This window comes from Vibrio sp. 10N.286.48.F5 (genome assembly GCF_041469785.1).
Taxonomy (GTDB): Bacteria; Pseudomonadota; Gammaproteobacteria; order Enterobacterales; family Vibrionaceae; genus Vibrio; species Vibrio crassostreae_C.
This window is the reverse complement of the sequence record NZ_JBFRLG010000029.1, coordinates 1-15,470: the sequence shown is the minus strand read 5'-3', so window position 1 is coordinate 15,470 and position 15,470 is coordinate 1. Positions and strand designations below refer to the sequence as shown.

Genomic DNA, 15,470 nt, shown 5'->3' with positions numbered 1-15,470 from the left:
GGTTGATAGGTTGATAGGTTAATAGCTTGGGTGATCGGTCGAGCGGTAAGGCTGAGCTAAGAGAGTGGGGGAAAGCCGTTAAGAATCGACGGGTTTAGCAAGAAATAACAGCGTTAAAAAACAACGAACTAACAAGTAAAAGCGCCGGCATAGAGCCAGCGCTTTTGAGTAATCATAAGTGATTATTCGTCGTCGAACTGTTTGATCGTGAACGCGTCTTCGATTCGGTTAAGCTCTTCTTGTTCTTTCACTCGCTTCTCTTCTTGCAGAGTCGCTCTCGTTTCGTTGAAACGTTTTTTCTCTGACTTAGTCAGGAATTTTACAGCTTTTTTGTTGGTCAGTGCGTAAGCAACTACGTCTTCACCTTTTTCTCTGCGGTCGTTTACGCGTTGTGAGAAACGTTCATTGTCGCGAGCTTTACGCTCCGCTGAGGTCAACTTGCTCATGCTTTAAAGCCTTTTCAATTATTCATGGTAGGGAATCTACGCTTAGCGAAACAAATGGGGACTGCTTAGTGTCAGTCTAGTCCATTTGTATGCTGGTGGCGCATCTTAGCACAATGGCTTGAGCATGCAGGTATGCTATTCGAGGGATCAAACAAAACAGCCCACAATTTTCGTTGTGGGCTGTTTTGTTACGTACTGGAGATGTAGTCATCGATTTGAAACTAAGAATCAGAAACGGCAGCTAAATCAAATCTTCTCTATGTATAAGATGACCTCTCCGACTTTAAAGCCAAACTTGGACATCTCAGTCTTGTTGAATAAGCGCTTGTCGTCCATCAAGAACATCCAATCATCGAGCACCACTTCATAGGTGCTGCCGTCTACTTCAATTTCTAGATCATATTTCCAATACAGCGCTGAACCTTGGGTCTCACCATAAGCGGTTCCGACGACATCGTTGGCAGTCCCAGAATAGGTGTTTTCGCCGGTTTTTATCAGATTCCAAACGCGAGTTGAGCGCTCGCCATCAGCAAAAGAGAACCACTCTTTTATTTCTCCATTGTCACCGTCCCAAGTTGCGATAAGCTTGGCATCAAAGCGGCGCAGTAGGTTACCAGAGCGGTCGAGCACCATGCCGTAGGCCATTAATTCGCCATTAAAAAAGGTTTCAAGCTTGAGCTCTGGCGTAGTGTCGACATGGTCTTCTAAACTTGCAGAGCCACAGCCCACTAGCCAAGTGAGTGAAAAAAATGCCAGAGCGAATTTTATTATTGTTGTTTTTGGATTCATTTGTTCAAACCTAAAAGTTGTTTACGAAGACCGGGTTCAGAGGTGTTTTCAGATAACCAAATCGCTAGAAAGGCTTCGCCGAATTGCTTGTCTTGAATGATGCCGATCGGTTGTTCATCGAAATAAAAGCGACTCACGTTATCTTCAGCGACACGAATCGTGAGTGTGCTTCCTTCTTCCACGTTCGGCCACATCGCGTACAAGGGTTTCAACCAACGTTGAATGTTGCTATTAGAATAGCCAAGCTTGTTCCACTGATCTTCGGTAGCGTCTACGAGGTCTTTGCTATCGATAGAGCGGTAATACTCAAGCTTTAAGGCTCGTTCAGAGTTGGTTGGAGTCGCGTAGAATTCTGCGGAGTAGAGAGTCCAAAACAGGTAACTCATTTCACCTTCACCACGTTTGTTCAGATCATCGACAGCAGAGGCTTTAGCATTTCCGGCAAATAACAGCGCAGCAAAGATTAACGAGAGAGTAATAAAGCTTAGAAGTGTGTTTTTTGCTTGCTGATGAGTGCGAACAATACCGCGCTCAGGTTTGAACGTTTGTGTCGGGTTGCGTGGATAAGCCATAAGTCACCTCGTTATTGCCATTTTAGGTTGTATTAAGTTGGAGTAGGCGGCCACCAGTAAGGGCAACAAAATCCCCCAACTTATTGCAAGGGCAGCAACTACCGATGCATCTGGCCAAGTAGTAAGAAGAGCACCAGCTTTGATGCCTCCCCAATAACTACTAGTACCTGCTACGAACCCTATGACAAACAAGATCACTTTCGAGCATTTTAATAGCCAATTTAGGCTGTGGTTAAAACTGATTAAGAACATGATCCACAGGCAGACAAGCCACACCGGGAACCACGATTGATTAGCAATTTCAGAGTCGACGGCAAACACGCCGAAGTGGAGTAAGAGGCTATCAAGCAATAGCCCCAATGGTAATAAAATGAGTATCTTCAAATCGCTACTGCGAGTCGGTGATAGAAGGAAGTGAACCACTACAATCAGTGGTGTGACGAACGGGGCTTGCGCGGTAAAGAAAGCACTGCAAACCCAGGTCGCTTGAAACAGTACGAGATTAATAATCCAAAACCGCTTCATCTTTTGCTCCAAAGTAACGAGGTTTTCTTGCGACTACATGGTGAGTGCTGATCACGCGCTCTTTGAATGCGCCTTCACAGTAGCAGAAGTAGAAGGTCCATAAGCGTTTAAACTCTTCTGAATAGCCGAGAGACTCTAGCTCTTCCCAACTATTTTCAAAGGCGATGTTCCAATCATTCAGCGTTCGAGCGTAGTGCAGGCCAATGTCATCAATTTCTTGAACCACAAGGTCGGTGCTGGTCGCAAGGTGTTGGGTCATCACTGAAACAGAAGGTAGGCAACCGCCGGGGAAGATGTACTTCTGAATAAAGTCGACACCTTTGCGGTATTTGTCGTAACGGCTGTCAGCAATAGTAATTGCTTGAATCAGCATCTTGCCTGAGGGCTTAAGTAGCGAGGAACATTTTTCAAAGAAGGTTTGTAGATACTCATGTCCGACCGCCTCTATCATCTCGATCGAAACCAACTTGTCATACTCACCAGTGAGATTGCGATAATCCTCTTTGAGCAGGGTGATTTTGTCGGTTAAACCAAGCGCTTTTACTCTCTGTTCAGCAAGTGCATGTTGGGCATCTGAGATCGTGGTAGTGGTGACGTGGCAACCGTAGTGTTGCGCCATGAAGATGGCTAAGCCGCCCCACCCTGTGCCTATCTCGACCACGCTATCTTTCTCAGACAGTTCTAGTCGCTCACAGATGGTTTTCATTTTGTTTTGTTGAGCCTTCGACAAGGTTTCTGCGTCTTCGCTGTAGATTGCGGAAGAGTACTGCATCGAGCTATCTAAGAAGCGCTCATACAGCTCGTTGCCAATATCGTAGTGGGCGAGAATATTTCGCTTAGAGCCTTGCTCGGTGTTGGCATTCTTACGACGCAGCAATAGGTTTTTGATGCGAGAAATCCATTGTGTCTTGTCATCAAGCTCATCCAATTGGGCTTGGTTACGAGCCATGATTTTAATCACACGCGTTAGATTTGGGCTGGTCCATTTACCATCGATGTACGCTTCAGATGCGCCGATACTGCCGTTGATGACCACATCTCTAAAAAAGGTCGCATCATGAATCACGATTCGACCTTTCAAGTCTGCTTCTCGATCACCGAACACCGAATGCTGGTCGCGCTCAATGATCTCGAGCGTCGCGAATTGCAGGCTTTCTAACACCTTGAAGATTAAAGCTCGATATTTACAGTTGCTTGAAACAGCAACGGCTTTAGCTTGTTGTTCAATATTGTTGTTTTGTTTGGCAAGCTGTTCCATGTAAACCTCGCTGATAACTCATTCTAATATTTTGTGCCAACTAAGCTGAGTTCTGCTCCTTGATTGGAGCGAACCCAAGCTTCAATTGAGTTCTTTCATGTGCGCTTAAGACGTTGAGTCTGGATGCGCCACAAACGGTACTTTTTTCAGGAATAATTTGAGAGCCTGATAATAAATTCCCATCACGACTTTTATCGTCATCGCCGGAATCTTGAATACCGTTCGTCTAATGTTTGTCTTGGTTACTGACTGCTTCGTCAGGGCTAGTGTCGCATCGAAAAGCTTGTCGTCTCGGCGGCTTTCGATGTGAACTAACGTGCGTTTCGCTGGTGGCTTAATCTTCCAAAAATAAGTCATGTTCAAATCCATGAACGGCGAAACGTGAAACTCTTTTTTTACCTTCAATTCTTGGTGCATGTCGATGAGATAGTAGTGTCTTTCTCGCCAAGGCGTGTTACTCACCTCAGCCAACATGTACTTACAATCTCCAGTCTCGTCATAACAGAAGAAACAGTTGATTGGGCTGAAGTAGATGCCTAAACAGCGGCACTGAGCCAGCATCGTCACACGGTTTGAATCAGACCAAACCCCACCAAGTTGTTGCACTTTGGAAGCTATACGTTGCTTAAGTGATTTTGGTTCATCCGTGGTGACATTTTCTTTTTTTTCAGCGAGATAATCCGATTCGACAAAGCGAATCGGGTTGTACCAACGAGTTCCGAACAGCGAACTGCGCCCTGTGGTTTGGGGCAGCTCATCAAGATCTAACCCCATCATATACAGCTGATAGCTGAACTCATGAGTGATGTCGCCAAAGCGGCGATGTCTGACGTTACCCCAATAGATACCGCTGAGCTCTTCACTCTTTTCGGATGCGATCCCCATCTCGGGTGTCAGGGTTTGACTGTTCATAGGGCTGAACTCGTACTCAAATCTAAACCGAAGCGTTTGGTCACATCGAGTGCACTGTGGACACCGTCTTCATGGAAGCCGTTATACCAATAAGCGCCAGCAAAGTGCGTCTGGTTTTTGCCACAGATTTGCTCACGCTTGTGCTGAGCTTCGACCGTGTTCGAATTAAGTACCGGGTGATGATAAACAAAGCTGCGAATAATTTTTTCTGGGTCGATGGCTTCGCTTTGATTCAAGGTGACACAGAAGGTGTCTTGGCTTTCGATGCCTTGCAGAATGTTCATGTTGTACGTGACACAGGCAGGTCGTTTACTGTCGCCATCCAACATGTAGTTCCAGCTTGCCCAAGCCAGTTTTCTGTCTGGTAACAAGCGAGTATCGGTGTGCAGAACCACTTCATTGCGGCTGTATGGGATCTCGCCCAGTACCTGTTGCTCTTGTTCTGTTGCATCACCAAGCAAGCGTAAGGCTTGGTCTGAGTGGCAAGCAAAGATTACTTCGTCGAAACCTTGTGCGCTGCCATCTTCAAATTCAATCGTGACGCCTGTTTCTTGGCGAGTCACTTGTTTAATCGATGTATTCAGTGCAACAGTCTTACTTAGGCGTGAAAGGATGATTTCAACATAAGAACGCGATCCCTTTGGTATCACATACCACTGAGGACGGTTCGCGATATCGAGCAATCCATGGTTGTAGAAAAACTGAATGAAGAACTTGAGCTCAAACTCTTCCATTTCTTCCAAGCTTGTTGACCAAATCGCCGCGCCCATCGGTAAGATGTAGTGCTGGCTGAAAAAGTCGGAAAATTGATTATCTCGTAGGAAACTGCCAAGGGTAACGTCTGGTGTGAATTCATTGCTTTCAAACTGAGCCTTACACAGCTTGTTGAACTTGAGAATGTCAGACACTAAAGACCAGAACTGAGGTTTGAAGATGTTGCTCCTCTGCGCGAATAACGAATTAATGCTGTGGCCGTTGTATTCAAACTTGGTCGTCGTGTTGTGGACGCTGAAGCTCATCTCAGTCGGTTGCCTTTCGACATCGAGTTGTTCTAGAAGCTGATTGAAATTCGGGTAGGTTCGATCGTTGAATACGATGAAACCTGTATCTATCGAAAACGCCGAGCCTTGATGTTCAATATCAACGGTCGCGGTGTGCCCCCCAACGTAATCATTCTTTTCGAATACTGTTACGTCGTGGTGCTTATCTAATATATGCGCGCAAGTGAGTCCAGAGATACCTGAACCAATAATGGCGATTTTCTTCATTGTTATACCATCCTTGAAGCGAGTTTTTGCCAAACTGGAGTTGGAAGCATTCTTAGTAGCTTCATCAACATGATGAATCGTCTTGGGAAATCAATTTCACTCTTTCCTTGAGCGATACCATTTACGATTCGCTGAGTTGCGGCCTCACTACTAATAATCATAGGCATAGAGAACGTATTTCGCTCGGTTAATGGCGTTTCAACAAAGCCTGGGTGCACAATTGAGACATGAATGTTGTGCGTTGCCAGATCAACCGAAAGTGTTCTGCCTAAGTAGGTGAGGGCTGCCTTTGAAGCGCCATAAGCCTCGGCTCTTGGCAAAGGTAAAAAGCTGGCGCTGGAGCTGACTAAAACCAAACGGCCGCCGGGCTTGATGTTTTTTAACCAAGCTTTAAGGGCGTAGCCAATTGAAATTAGGTTTATGTTGATGACGCGCTCAAAAAGCTCGGCATCAAAATTCACTGGGTCGTCGATGTACTCACAATCACCCGCATTTAAAATCAGCAGATCGAGCGGCTTGTCTTGGTCGAGTTCTGGAAAGTTGTGGTAATCAGTCAGATCGAAACAGAGCGGTGTAATTGATGAATGCGCGATGTCTGTATCGTGAGAATCAACTAAGGCTTGCAGTTTGTCTGGATTGCGGCCACAAGCAATCACCTGATGCCCTTGCTGAGCGTAATCTTTAGCTAGGGATTGGCCGATACCTGAGGTCGCGCCTGTAATCATAATACGCATTATCGGCTCGCCCTCTTTTTGATGGATTTGATCGCGCAGCCCAGTACTGGAATGTGTTCGTACAACATAGAGCCGACGTCGAGGTAGTCTCTGTGGTAGACCACTTGACCGTCGAGCATCTTAAGGTGGCTGTGCCCTTGTACTTCGATTGGCTTTTGCCCATTTAATTGCTTGTGAGCAAACTGCATCGTCCAGTAAACGGAAGCTTCGTCGTTCGCTTCGAAAGTGTGTTCGATATGAAAGTAACAGCTGGTTACTTGGGTGTAGAGGTTCTCGAAGTAGTGCGTAAGCGCCGAAATACCGCTGACATGATGCAGCGGATCTTGGAATTCAATATCAGGGTGATAAACCGTCTTAAGCACGTCGAAATTGTCGGTTCCGAGTTCTCGATACATGTTGAGAAAGTTATCAAGCCATAGAGAGTTATCCATAATATTCACTCTAATTATTTGAAGAAGGCTAAGGCTCTCAATCGTGCTTCTTTATGCTCAACGATGGGTTGCCAGTATTCGCTGTCTATTCCGTTTTTAGCGATAAAGTCATGTGGGAAATGTACATGCTTATCTGGGATATTTTGCAGCTCTGGTATGTACTTACGAATAAAAATTCCTTTTGGATCAAACTTTTCACTCTGAGTGATTGGATTGAAAATTCGGAAGTAAGGTTGAGCATCACAGCCAGTACTTGAAGCCCACTGCCAGCCACCATTGTTGGCACTAAAGTCTCCGTCGATAAGGTGCGACATAAAGAAACGCTCGCCCCAACGCCAGTCAATAAGCAGGTGCTTGGTTAGGAAGCTTGCCACCACCATTCTTAGTCTGTTGTGCATCCAGCCCGTTTCAACCAGTTGACGCATTGCGGCATCAACCAATGGATATCCTGTTTTTCCTTCGCACCAAGCTTTGAAGCTAGGATGATCGTGATACCAATCTAAACCATTGTATTTTTGCTGAAAGTTAGCACCTTTGACCAGTTTAGGGTGGTGGAACATCAAATGCTTATAAAAATCTCGCCAAATCAATTCATTGAGCCAACAAAAGGCCGGTAATTGCGTATCAAATAACAGATCGGGTTGCTGCTGAATCAATTGAATCGCTAACCAACGTGGGCTCACGGCGCCAATCGCTAAATAAGGGGATAGTCCAGACGTGCCTTTTATCGAGGGAATGTCTCTAAGGCGAGAATAATCGTTAACTTTATTGGCTAAGAAATTGGGGATCACGCTCTCAAGGACGTCTTGGCTTAGTGGCCAACGGCTTGAATCAACACGCGGAAAGTCGAAATCGTACTCGCCAGAAAAACCACTTAACGATTGTTTCAGTTGTGATGGATTCGGAAGCGAATCCGTTTCAGATGAACCTGCTTGCGCTGATCCTGTTGAATGCACTGGAGCGTGGCTGCAAATGATGCCTTTCGCTTGCACTTCTTTTAACCATGCGTTTTTGAAAGGTGTGAAAACCTTGAACATCTCGCCTTGTTTATTCAGCACGCTACCTAATGGCAGAATCGTATCGCAGTCGGTTATCTTCAGTTTTATACCGCTAGCGATTAAGCGTTTGTCACGTAACTGCTCGTCTACTTCCGGCTCTGAATTGGCATAGACACATGTCGCATTGACCTGTTTGCACAAGTTGATGAGTTGAGTGGCTTGATCGTTAAAGTCTGTGGCTTTGAGGTGCAGAAGATCGATCCCGAATTCAGCGAGCTGGGAATCGAGTTGTTTTAGATGACGATAGATGAAATCAGCTTTGATCGGCGCAAGGTGGTGTTGCCGCCACGTTTGAGGCGTTGAAATGAAAACGGCGGTCGTTACGCCGTTTTCAACTGCCGCGACGAGCGCTGGGTTATCGTGAATCCGCAGGTCTCGTCGTATCCATAGTATGTCGCTCAATATCCGTATCTCAGTTTAAGTTCTTGAGGGTGCGGGTTTAGGTAAACCTGTGATTCTAGGTATTCGTTCGGGTATTCCATCAGGTAGTGATTGATCAGTGTCAGTGGCACTAGCAGTGGAACAACGCCCTCTCTGAATGATGCGATCTGGTTGGTCAGCTCTTGCTTGTGAGCGCTACTCAGTTGTTTTTTAAAGTAACCCTGCAAATGATGCAGCGTATTGGCGTGACTGCCTCGATTCGCGTGATGAGACAACGCCGTCATCAAGCCTTCGATGTATTGAGCCGCTAGTTCGTCGATATCTAAATCATTACCCGCTAGCAGTTTGCCTAAGCTTTTGTAACCCTCAACGTGGTGACACATGACTAGATATTTGTGGGCGCTGTGGAACTGAATCAGTTTGTGCTTGGTCACACCTTCATCCACAAGATCGAGCCATTTTTGGTAAGTGAACACTCGAGTCATGAAGTTTTCACGCAAAATGGGATCGTTAAGGCGGCCGTTTTCTTCAACGGGAAGTAACGGGTTGCCGTCCATAATTTGTTGGGTGAACATGCCTATGCCTGTCGATTCAGAGCCGCGACCATGGTGGTGGTACACCTTCACGCGCTCCATGCCGCAGGTTGGGCTTTTTTGACACACAATAAAGCCAGCAATGTGTTGGTTTTTCTTTGAGTAGTTTTGACCGAACTCGATCAGTTCGTTGGTCACATCACCTGAGCCATCAGGGCGAGAAACATGGATGATGTCATCTAGCATTCTTGTTTGACGAATGGTTGGACGAGGGGTTGGAAGACCAACAGCCATCTCTGGGCAAACAGGTTCCAATTCCACGTAGTCTGCTAGGTCGTCTGTACAAAAACGAGAGCGTTTATGACCTGTGTCGAAACGTACTTTATGTCCAGCAACACATGCACTGATACCGATTTTGATTTTCTTTTCCATTGGCCAACTCCTTTGCTCTTGCTCTGAGCTTTTTCTTATAGTTCAACATTGCTAATCGTATTTACAGAGCTGGGTGTGTTTTTACTTTGACACCGTAGTTGTTTTTATTCAGATGTATTGACGATATACAGGATAGCTTTATGCCATCCTGTATATTTATAGCCTGCAACTGGGTTAATAGATATATTTTCCAAGTGGATTGAATAGTTGGCTCACACCTTTTGTGAAGTAAAGCGCATCACTTGAAACGGTTAAACAGACACAACCTTCTTTTGTTGCCGGTTGATGAGTGTGATTGCCATCCAACCAGATGAAGTCACCTTTGTTGTAAACGCCCATTTCGTCTTCGAAACTGCCCTCTAGAAGAAGCGTGATCTCGAAGCCTTTGTGGGTGTGGCAAGGCACTTGTCCATCTTTGTCGATGTGCAACAAGCTGGTGTGGTGTGCTTCGTCAGCAAAATCGAGTCTTGCTCGTGAAATTTTGCCTAGGTTCATCCAGTCCTTTCTCGCTACTGAGTTTAGAGCGCGAGGGATTGTGAATGTCGTGTCAGCAACAGTTACTTTCTGAACCTCTGGAGTCACTTCAGCAGACTGAGAAGTATCAGCTGTGATTTGCTCTATCGCGTCAAAATCAAAGTCCATGTCGTCCATTGAGAAGCTGTCTAGATCTTCATTTGAGAATACTGGCTCTGCGTCAAAAGCATTATTCGCTGCTACAGCTGTAAGCTGCTTGACTTGTTGTTGGCAGTGTTCACACAGCTCTACATGGCTAGAAACAATCAAAGAAACTGAATCAGCCAACGTGCCATCGACGAAGTCTTTCAAGATTGCCGCGTTTGGGTGATGTTTAATCATGGTCTTGTTCCCCCATGTGAACTTTTAATTTGGCTAAAGCGAGTCTCAGACGTGATTTCACTGTTCCAAGTGGGACGCCAAGTTGCTGAGCGAGTTGCTCTTGAGAGAGCTCTTGAAAGTAAACGCCTTTGACGATGGTTTTCTGAGCGAGAGGCAACTTTTCTATTTGAGTCATTACGTGTCGGCTCATCAAATGGTCACCGAATGGCAAATCTTCGCTTTGAGACTCGGCTACCATCGCATCGATTGGCCAGATATCGTCGGCTATCGTTTGTTCGGCTTTCGCTTTCACTTTGCGCAACATGTCGAATGCTGCATTACGCATTACCGTGTAGACCCAAGTGGTCGCAGCGCCTTTATCTACATTGTAGAGATGTGCTTTCTTCCAAACATTAGTCATCGTGTCTTGAACTAGCTCGTTTGCAGCAGCTTCGCCACCCAACTTACTGATACCAAAACGCTTGATCTTAGGAGCGAAGAACTTGAACAAACAGGTGAACGCCTGCTTGTCTCGGTCTGTACCAACCAACACCAGCCAGCTCGAGAGCTCTGTCGGTACTTTGTTGTCTGTAGGTACTTTGTTATCGGGAATAATGACATGCTCCTTGCCGTTCCCTGAACTTCTGCTTTCCACTTGCATAGTAACTAACCATCATGCGAATTTGATGGGCACTACGTGAAAGGAGAAAGTCGGGATCACTTTAATTTAAATTAATTTCTACTATACAAAATTATAGTGAAGAAAAGTGCTTATTGCCCCGTAATGATTTGATTCAAAAAAGGAACTAGAGACGGAAAACTGGCTGGCTCAGTAAATTCTGTTTTCTTTTCCAGTGGGATAGGCATCATTTCGAGCAATCGCGCACAGATCCATTGTGGGCTCTCAAAATCAGGAGTGGGATAGAGTGTTCTTATCGAATCGTGGTCGCGAAACAACTGAACCAAAAAAGCGGTAAACACGTTAGGCACTTTATATTCATCGGTAGGCCAGTGAGGCAACAAGCTGAACTTACTTTTAATCAGGTCATCATCGTCTCGAAACGACCCATGCAATTGCACCAACTTTTCGCCTTCGACATCAATTTCTAATATCTGGTCGTCCGACATATTGAAGTCGACGATGGTCACCTTTGTTCCCCAAGAGCTGAGATGATCAGAGTTAGATTTGTCTTGAGTGGCGATAATGAAACCATCGCCCTGCGCTGCGTGAGCGACCATCGCGAGATACTTTGGCTCAAAAATGCGCAGTCTTTGTCTGCCTCCCGGTAAAAGGAAGATGGGGAGGGGAAACACAGCGAGCTCCAGAGAAGACTCTACGGGTGTTTCTGGTTCGGCGTCTGTCCGCGTGGTCTTCCTAGGTGAATTCGGCACATAGTACTCCTTAGTTCAAATGTGATTTGAGAAGATATACGCGGGGAGGGTGGTGTTCGATCAATTCGCTTCGGCTTATGTTCGTAAAGGGATAGGTATTTTGTTGCACCTGTTCATAAATTCACTGTTTTTACCTTTTTTCATACGCGTCATTATGTAATATATGTACAAATAGTAAGCGAATGGGTAGTCGCCAGACGATGCTTATATCTGACGTTCTTCTATACCTAACATCGCATCAAAGGAATGGTCATGATTGTTATTTATGGTATCAAAGAGTGCTTAAATCCAATTAAGTTGCAGCTCTCTAATGTGTTGCAGCAGTGCTTGAATAGTGAAATGGGTTTACCCGATGACAAGCGAGCACATCGATTTGTGCCATTGGAACGGGATGACTTCTTTTACCCAGAAGGAAGAACAGAAGCCTATACCGTCATTGAGATCAACATGATGGAAGGTCGAGCGGTAAACACCAAAAAGCGTCTAATCAAGAAGATCTTTTCTGAGATTGAAAAGCAGCTCTCTATCTCTCCGATTGATATTGAAATCACCATTAAAGAGCAGCCTTCACATTGTTGGGGTTTTCGAGGGATGACGGGCGATGAAGCACAAGATCTGAAGTACAAAGTGAACGTCTAGGGTTTAAGCTCTTAACTCTTAACACGTAAGACTTAAGCCAATCTATCGAGTGACGGCTTTGGAATTTGATGCCAAAGCCGTTTTCCTAGTTCTCGACACTAACCTTTAAGCATCTAAGCATCGTCACTCTTTTTTAAATACTGATGCCAATTTTCATTGATCACGTCAAAGTGCTCAACGCAGAACTCTTTTCTGTCTTTCAAATAGTCGTTTTCCACTTCATCGAGCAAGTTCTTATAGGCATCGGGATCGCTGCCATACACCAAGCATAACGTGGAGAAGTAACGCTGCAGGTCGAAACTGTGCTCGTCGATGTATTCCCCCAAGTCGTAATACTCTGGGCGGTCTTCTGACTCGAAAGCGAACATGTCTGCAGCGCTGATAGCAGCGTCGGCCCCATGCTCTACGTAGTTAAGCAGTAGCATGGTTGCTAGGTTATCAACCGCATCTTCTTCTTTACCCAATATGGCAATGTTCTGATCTTCGATATACGCATGCCCAGTCTCGTGTAGCAGGGTGTGCAGCAAGGTATCAATAGCGCCGGTTTGCGCAGATTTCCCATACTCTTTTTCGTATTGGTTCTTCTCAAAGTAATTGAGTGACTCAGCGTAAAAACTGTAAGGGATCAGTACTTGATGGGTTTGTGGATCGTAGAGTGGTCCTTCTTCCCCGCCATATTGAATGGTTAATGGCTTCTCAAACATGAAGAGTTGGTTTGATAGGTCGACCACGGTGTCATTAACGCCACTGCTTTGAATCTCTCGTTTGAGCTGCTCTTCTTCGGTATTTTGCGGTGTAGAGTACTCGACGATTAGGTTACTTTGGGTGGCTTGTTCACTAGATGCATAAGTTGTGGCAAACATTGCACTCAGGGCTAGGCTGCAGGTCAATGTTCGTTTCAATAATGTCATCGGCTATCCTTGTGATTACGTTGCGATTCAGAGTCGTGCTGGGGGTAACAACTCCAAGCTGTGTACCCTGATTTAGTTATTGCGTTAGAGTATAAGTTTAGACGGAATTTTGATGCATCGAGGACTGCAATTTTTGAAGTAGGCGCTATCCTATCAATGAATAATCCGCTTAGAGATTCGCCACAAAGAATAAGTAAGCTGAATGAGCGGTGTCGATGTGATTCGTTTCTATTGGTAATTAACAGATAAATTTCGGTTCAACACAACCCTTGTGCTATACTCCGCGCCCCAATCCGAATTGGCTTGTTTAATCTTAGGAAATTATTATGAGTGTTAAAAACGAACTTCAACAAATTAACAACCGTCTAGACAAGTGTCGCCACAAGTTAGATGCTGCTAAAACTCGTAATGATCGTCCTGTTGTTCGTCAGTTCGAGGAAGAGATTAAGAAGCTAACTAAGAAAATTGCCCAGCTTAAACACAAAGAAAGCTATGATGTGAACCAAGAGCGTAAGTCTCTGGTTGATATGCCATTTAGCCGTGAGATCACTAAGGCTGAGCAAGCGGATATGGGTAAACTTAAAAAGTCTGTTAAAGGACTCGTAATTGTTCACCCAATGACGAAGATCGGTAAAGAACTTCGCATTGAGGTTATGACTGGTTACGCACCGAAAAAATTCTAATTACCAGCGATGGTGATGAAAGAGGAGCTAGAAATAGCTCCTTTTTGCTTTTTTAGGTATTAAGAAAGCAGAGTCAGCGGCATAGATACTCACGCCGTTTTCAACTTTTAGGAGGTGATTGTTGTCACAAATCCTTTTATCTCCTATAAAAGTTAACGTGCTACTAACATGGTACTAAGCGATCGCAGTAATGTGTTCGCTTTTCGAATCCACACTTTCTCTCCAGTTTGTATAAATATAGGTAGAGCAGCACAAATAATTACAGATAAAACTAGACTCATTAGGGAAGATGAGAACGTAAAAAAATAGAGGTTATATGAATCAATTAATTTCAATTGGACCACTAGAATCCTTCCTAATCGCGATTAGTGTTTTGTTTCTAGGTCATTTCGTCAATGCAAAGCTTCCGATTCTCAAAAAGTACAACATTCCAGAGCCCATTGTCGGCGGCTTGATTGTCGCTTTTGCTATTACAGCCCTGCACTTTAACGGCCTTGATCTTGAGTTTTCCTTGCCCCTGCAGAACACGTTTATGTTGATGTTCTTTGCAACGGTCGGTCTTGCGGCGAACTACACGCAGCTGATAAAAGGTGGTGCTAAGGTATTCCTATTCTTAGGGGTAGCGTCGGTTTACATCATTATCCAAAACGGTGTAGGCGTAACCTTAGCTACGGCACTAGGCCTTGAACCCTTGATGGGTTTGATTGCTGGCTCTATCACCCTTTCGGGCGGTCACGGCACAGGCGCGGCTTGGTCTCAAACTTTTGCAGACACGTTTGGTATTGCAAATACGCTAGAAATCGCGATGGCTTCAGCGACCTTTGGTTTGATCATCGGTGGTATTATCGGTAGCCCAGTGGCGCAAAAGCTGATTGATAAAAACCAGCTTGAATCTGAGTACGGCACTGGCACGCAAACACATGAACGCTTCCCTGAACTTGTTACTTACAACGAGTATGAAGAAGACAAAGTGACGGCGAAGAAGGTGATTGAAGTGTTGTTCATCCTTCTTATCTGTATCACGGGTGCGAAGTACCTAGAGCAGTGGGTGGCGACTTTTGAAATTTCTTGGTTGATGATTCCTGACTTCGTTTACGCGTTGTTTATCGGTGTGTTCATCACTAACGTGTTTGAAGTGACTAAGCTGCATAAGACTGACAGCGAAACGGTCGATATTCTTGGTACGGTGTCATTGTCACTGTTCCTAGCAATGGCGCTAATGAGCCTTAAGCTTTGGAACATATTTGACCTTGCGATTCCGTTCTTGGTTATCCTGGCGGTTCAGGCGGTTGTGTTAGGTATCTTCTCTTACTTTGTGACGTTCAAAGTAATGGGTTCTAACTACGACGCAGCGGTTATGGCAGGTGGTCACTGTGGTTTCGGCCTAGGTGCAACACCAACAGCGGTAATGAACATGGGCTCTTTGGTGAACCGTTTTGGTCCTTCACCACAGGCGTTCATGGTGGTGCCAATTGTTGGTGCCTTCTTTATCGATATCGTTAACCTGATTATCCTTCAGGGTTACATCTCGTTTATCGGTTAATGTTCGCCTTTACTTAAACGCAATGTGCTTATCGCACTAAGATGAATACAAGAAAGCCAGTCTGTTGACTGGCTTTTTTTGTTCTTGTTTATCCAGGTTTTCTTGCCTGATACCAATCCGGAAAATTAA

At 45.1% G+C, this 15,470-nt stretch carries 18 protein-coding genes; 3 read left to right on the top strand and 15 right to left on the bottom strand.

The features are described 5' to 3' along the window. Positions 1-182: 182 nt before the first annotated feature. The 14 genes from AB4185_RS15645 to AB4185_RS15580 all read right to left on the bottom strand — a co-directional run bounded on the left by AB4185_RS15645 (position 183) and on the right by AB4185_RS15580 (position 11,565). Positions 183-446 carry a hypothetical protein gene (locus AB4185_RS15645; protein WP_017061275.1) on the bottom strand — a complete coding sequence of 88 codons (264 nt, stop codon included), beginning with the start codon at positions 444-446 and terminating at the stop codon, positions 183-185. A 246-nt stretch (positions 447-692) separates the two neighbouring features. After that, complete coding sequence (locus AB4185_RS15640; RefSeq protein WP_017061276.1) at positions 693-1,235, bottom strand: DUF3833 domain-containing protein; 543 nt, start codon at positions 1,233-1,235, stop codon at positions 693-695. Further along, positions 1,232-1,807 carry a chalcone isomerase family protein gene (locus AB4185_RS15635; RefSeq protein ID WP_372099596.1) on the bottom strand — a complete coding sequence of 192 codons (576 nt, stop codon included), beginning with the start codon at positions 1,805-1,807 and terminating at the stop codon, positions 1,232-1,234. Before AB4185_RS15635 ends, AB4185_RS15640 begins: the two co-directional genes overlap by 4 nt. Before the next feature lie 3 nt (positions 1,808-1,810). Then, entirely contained in the window at positions 1,811-2,332 is a 522-nt protein-coding gene (locus AB4185_RS15630) for a DUF2878 domain-containing protein (RefSeq protein WP_017061278.1), read from the bottom strand. Then, positions 2,310-3,590 carry a class I SAM-dependent methyltransferase gene (locus tag AB4185_RS15625; RefSeq protein ID WP_372135634.1) on the bottom strand — a complete coding sequence of 427 codons (1,281 nt, stop codon included), beginning with the start codon at positions 3,588-3,590 and terminating at the stop codon, positions 2,310-2,312. The genes AB4185_RS15630 and AB4185_RS15625 overlap by 23 nt, the downstream gene beginning before the upstream one ends. Positions 3,591-3,695: 105 nt before the next feature. Beyond that, entirely contained in the window at positions 3,696-4,502 is an 807-nt protein-coding gene (locus AB4185_RS15620) for a DUF1365 domain-containing protein (protein WP_372135633.1), read from the bottom strand. Next, positions 4,499-5,770, bottom strand: coding sequence for an NAD(P)/FAD-dependent oxidoreductase (locus tag AB4185_RS15615; RefSeq protein ID WP_102428126.1), 1,272 nt, complete (start codon positions 5,768-5,770; stop codon positions 4,499-4,501). Before AB4185_RS15615 ends, AB4185_RS15620 begins: the two co-directional genes overlap by 4 nt. A gap of 2 nt (positions 5,771-5,772) precedes the next feature. Beyond that, positions 5,773-6,504 carry an SDR family NAD(P)-dependent oxidoreductase gene (locus AB4185_RS15610; RefSeq protein ID WP_019819978.1) on the bottom strand — a complete coding sequence of 244 codons (732 nt, stop codon included), beginning with the start codon at positions 6,502-6,504 and terminating at the stop codon, positions 5,773-5,775. Next, entirely contained in the window at positions 6,504-6,935 is a 432-nt protein-coding gene (locus AB4185_RS15605) for a nuclear transport factor 2 family protein (RefSeq protein WP_017061283.1), read from the bottom strand. The genes AB4185_RS15610 and AB4185_RS15605 overlap by 1 nt, the downstream gene beginning before the upstream one ends. A 14-nt stretch (positions 6,936-6,949) precedes the next feature. Continuing rightward, the gene (gene phrB, locus AB4185_RS15600) at positions 6,950-8,395 is read right to left on the bottom strand and encodes a deoxyribodipyrimidine photo-lyase (RefSeq protein ID WP_372135632.1); all 1,446 of its coding nucleotides are present in this window, start codon (positions 8,393-8,395) and stop codon (positions 6,950-6,952) included. Next, the gene (locus AB4185_RS15595) at positions 8,392-9,339 is read right to left on the bottom strand and encodes a DUF523 and DUF1722 domain-containing protein (RefSeq protein ID WP_017060965.1); all 948 of its coding nucleotides are present in this window, start codon (positions 9,337-9,339) and stop codon (positions 8,392-8,394) included. The genes phrB and AB4185_RS15595 overlap by 4 nt, the downstream gene beginning before the upstream one ends. Positions 9,340-9,513: 174 nt before the next feature. Beyond that, positions 9,514-10,194: a ChrR family anti-sigma-E factor gene (locus tag AB4185_RS15590; RefSeq protein WP_372135631.1), complete on the bottom strand. Its 681-nt coding sequence runs from the start codon at positions 10,192-10,194 to the stop codon at positions 9,514-9,516. Then, positions 10,187-10,834, bottom strand: a complete 648-nt coding sequence (locus AB4185_RS15585; RefSeq protein WP_017060967.1) for a sigma-70 family RNA polymerase sigma factor — start codon at positions 10,832-10,834, stop codon at positions 10,187-10,189. The genes AB4185_RS15590 and AB4185_RS15585 overlap by 8 nt, the downstream gene beginning before the upstream one ends. Positions 10,835-10,944: 110 nt before the next feature. Further along, positions 10,945-11,565 (bottom strand): LON peptidase substrate-binding domain-containing protein, encoded by a 621-nt coding sequence (locus AB4185_RS15580; RefSeq protein WP_017065084.1) that lies wholly within the window; start codon positions 11,563-11,565, stop codon positions 10,945-10,947. Between the two features lie 252 nt (positions 11,566-11,817). On the opposite strand from AB4185_RS15580, the gene AB4185_RS15575 reads away from it, so the two are divergent. Continuing rightward, positions 11,818-12,204, top strand: coding sequence for a tautomerase family protein (locus AB4185_RS15575; protein ID WP_017060969.1), 387 nt, complete (start codon positions 11,818-11,820; stop codon positions 12,202-12,204). Between the two features lie 113 nt (positions 12,205-12,317). Here AB4185_RS15575 and AB4185_RS15570 read toward each other — a convergent pair whose 3' ends face one another. Then, positions 12,318-13,115 (bottom strand): DUF4344 domain-containing metallopeptidase, encoded by a 798-nt coding sequence (locus tag AB4185_RS15570; protein ID WP_102428128.1) that lies wholly within the window; start codon positions 13,113-13,115, stop codon positions 12,318-12,320. 326 nt (positions 13,116-13,441) lie between these two features. On the opposite strand from AB4185_RS15570, the gene AB4185_RS15565 reads away from it, so the two are divergent. Next, the gene (locus tag AB4185_RS15565) at positions 13,442-13,798 is read left to right on the top strand and encodes a YibL family ribosome-associated protein (protein WP_017060971.1); all 357 of its coding nucleotides are present in this window, start codon (positions 13,442-13,444) and stop codon (positions 13,796-13,798) included. Positions 13,799-14,114: 316 nt separating this feature from the next. Next, a complete protein-coding gene (gene gltS / locus AB4185_RS15560) occupies positions 14,115-15,341 on the top strand; it encodes a sodium/glutamate symporter (RefSeq protein ID WP_017060972.1) in 1,227 nt (408 codons plus the stop codon). Positions 15,342-15,470: the final 129 nt, after the last annotated feature.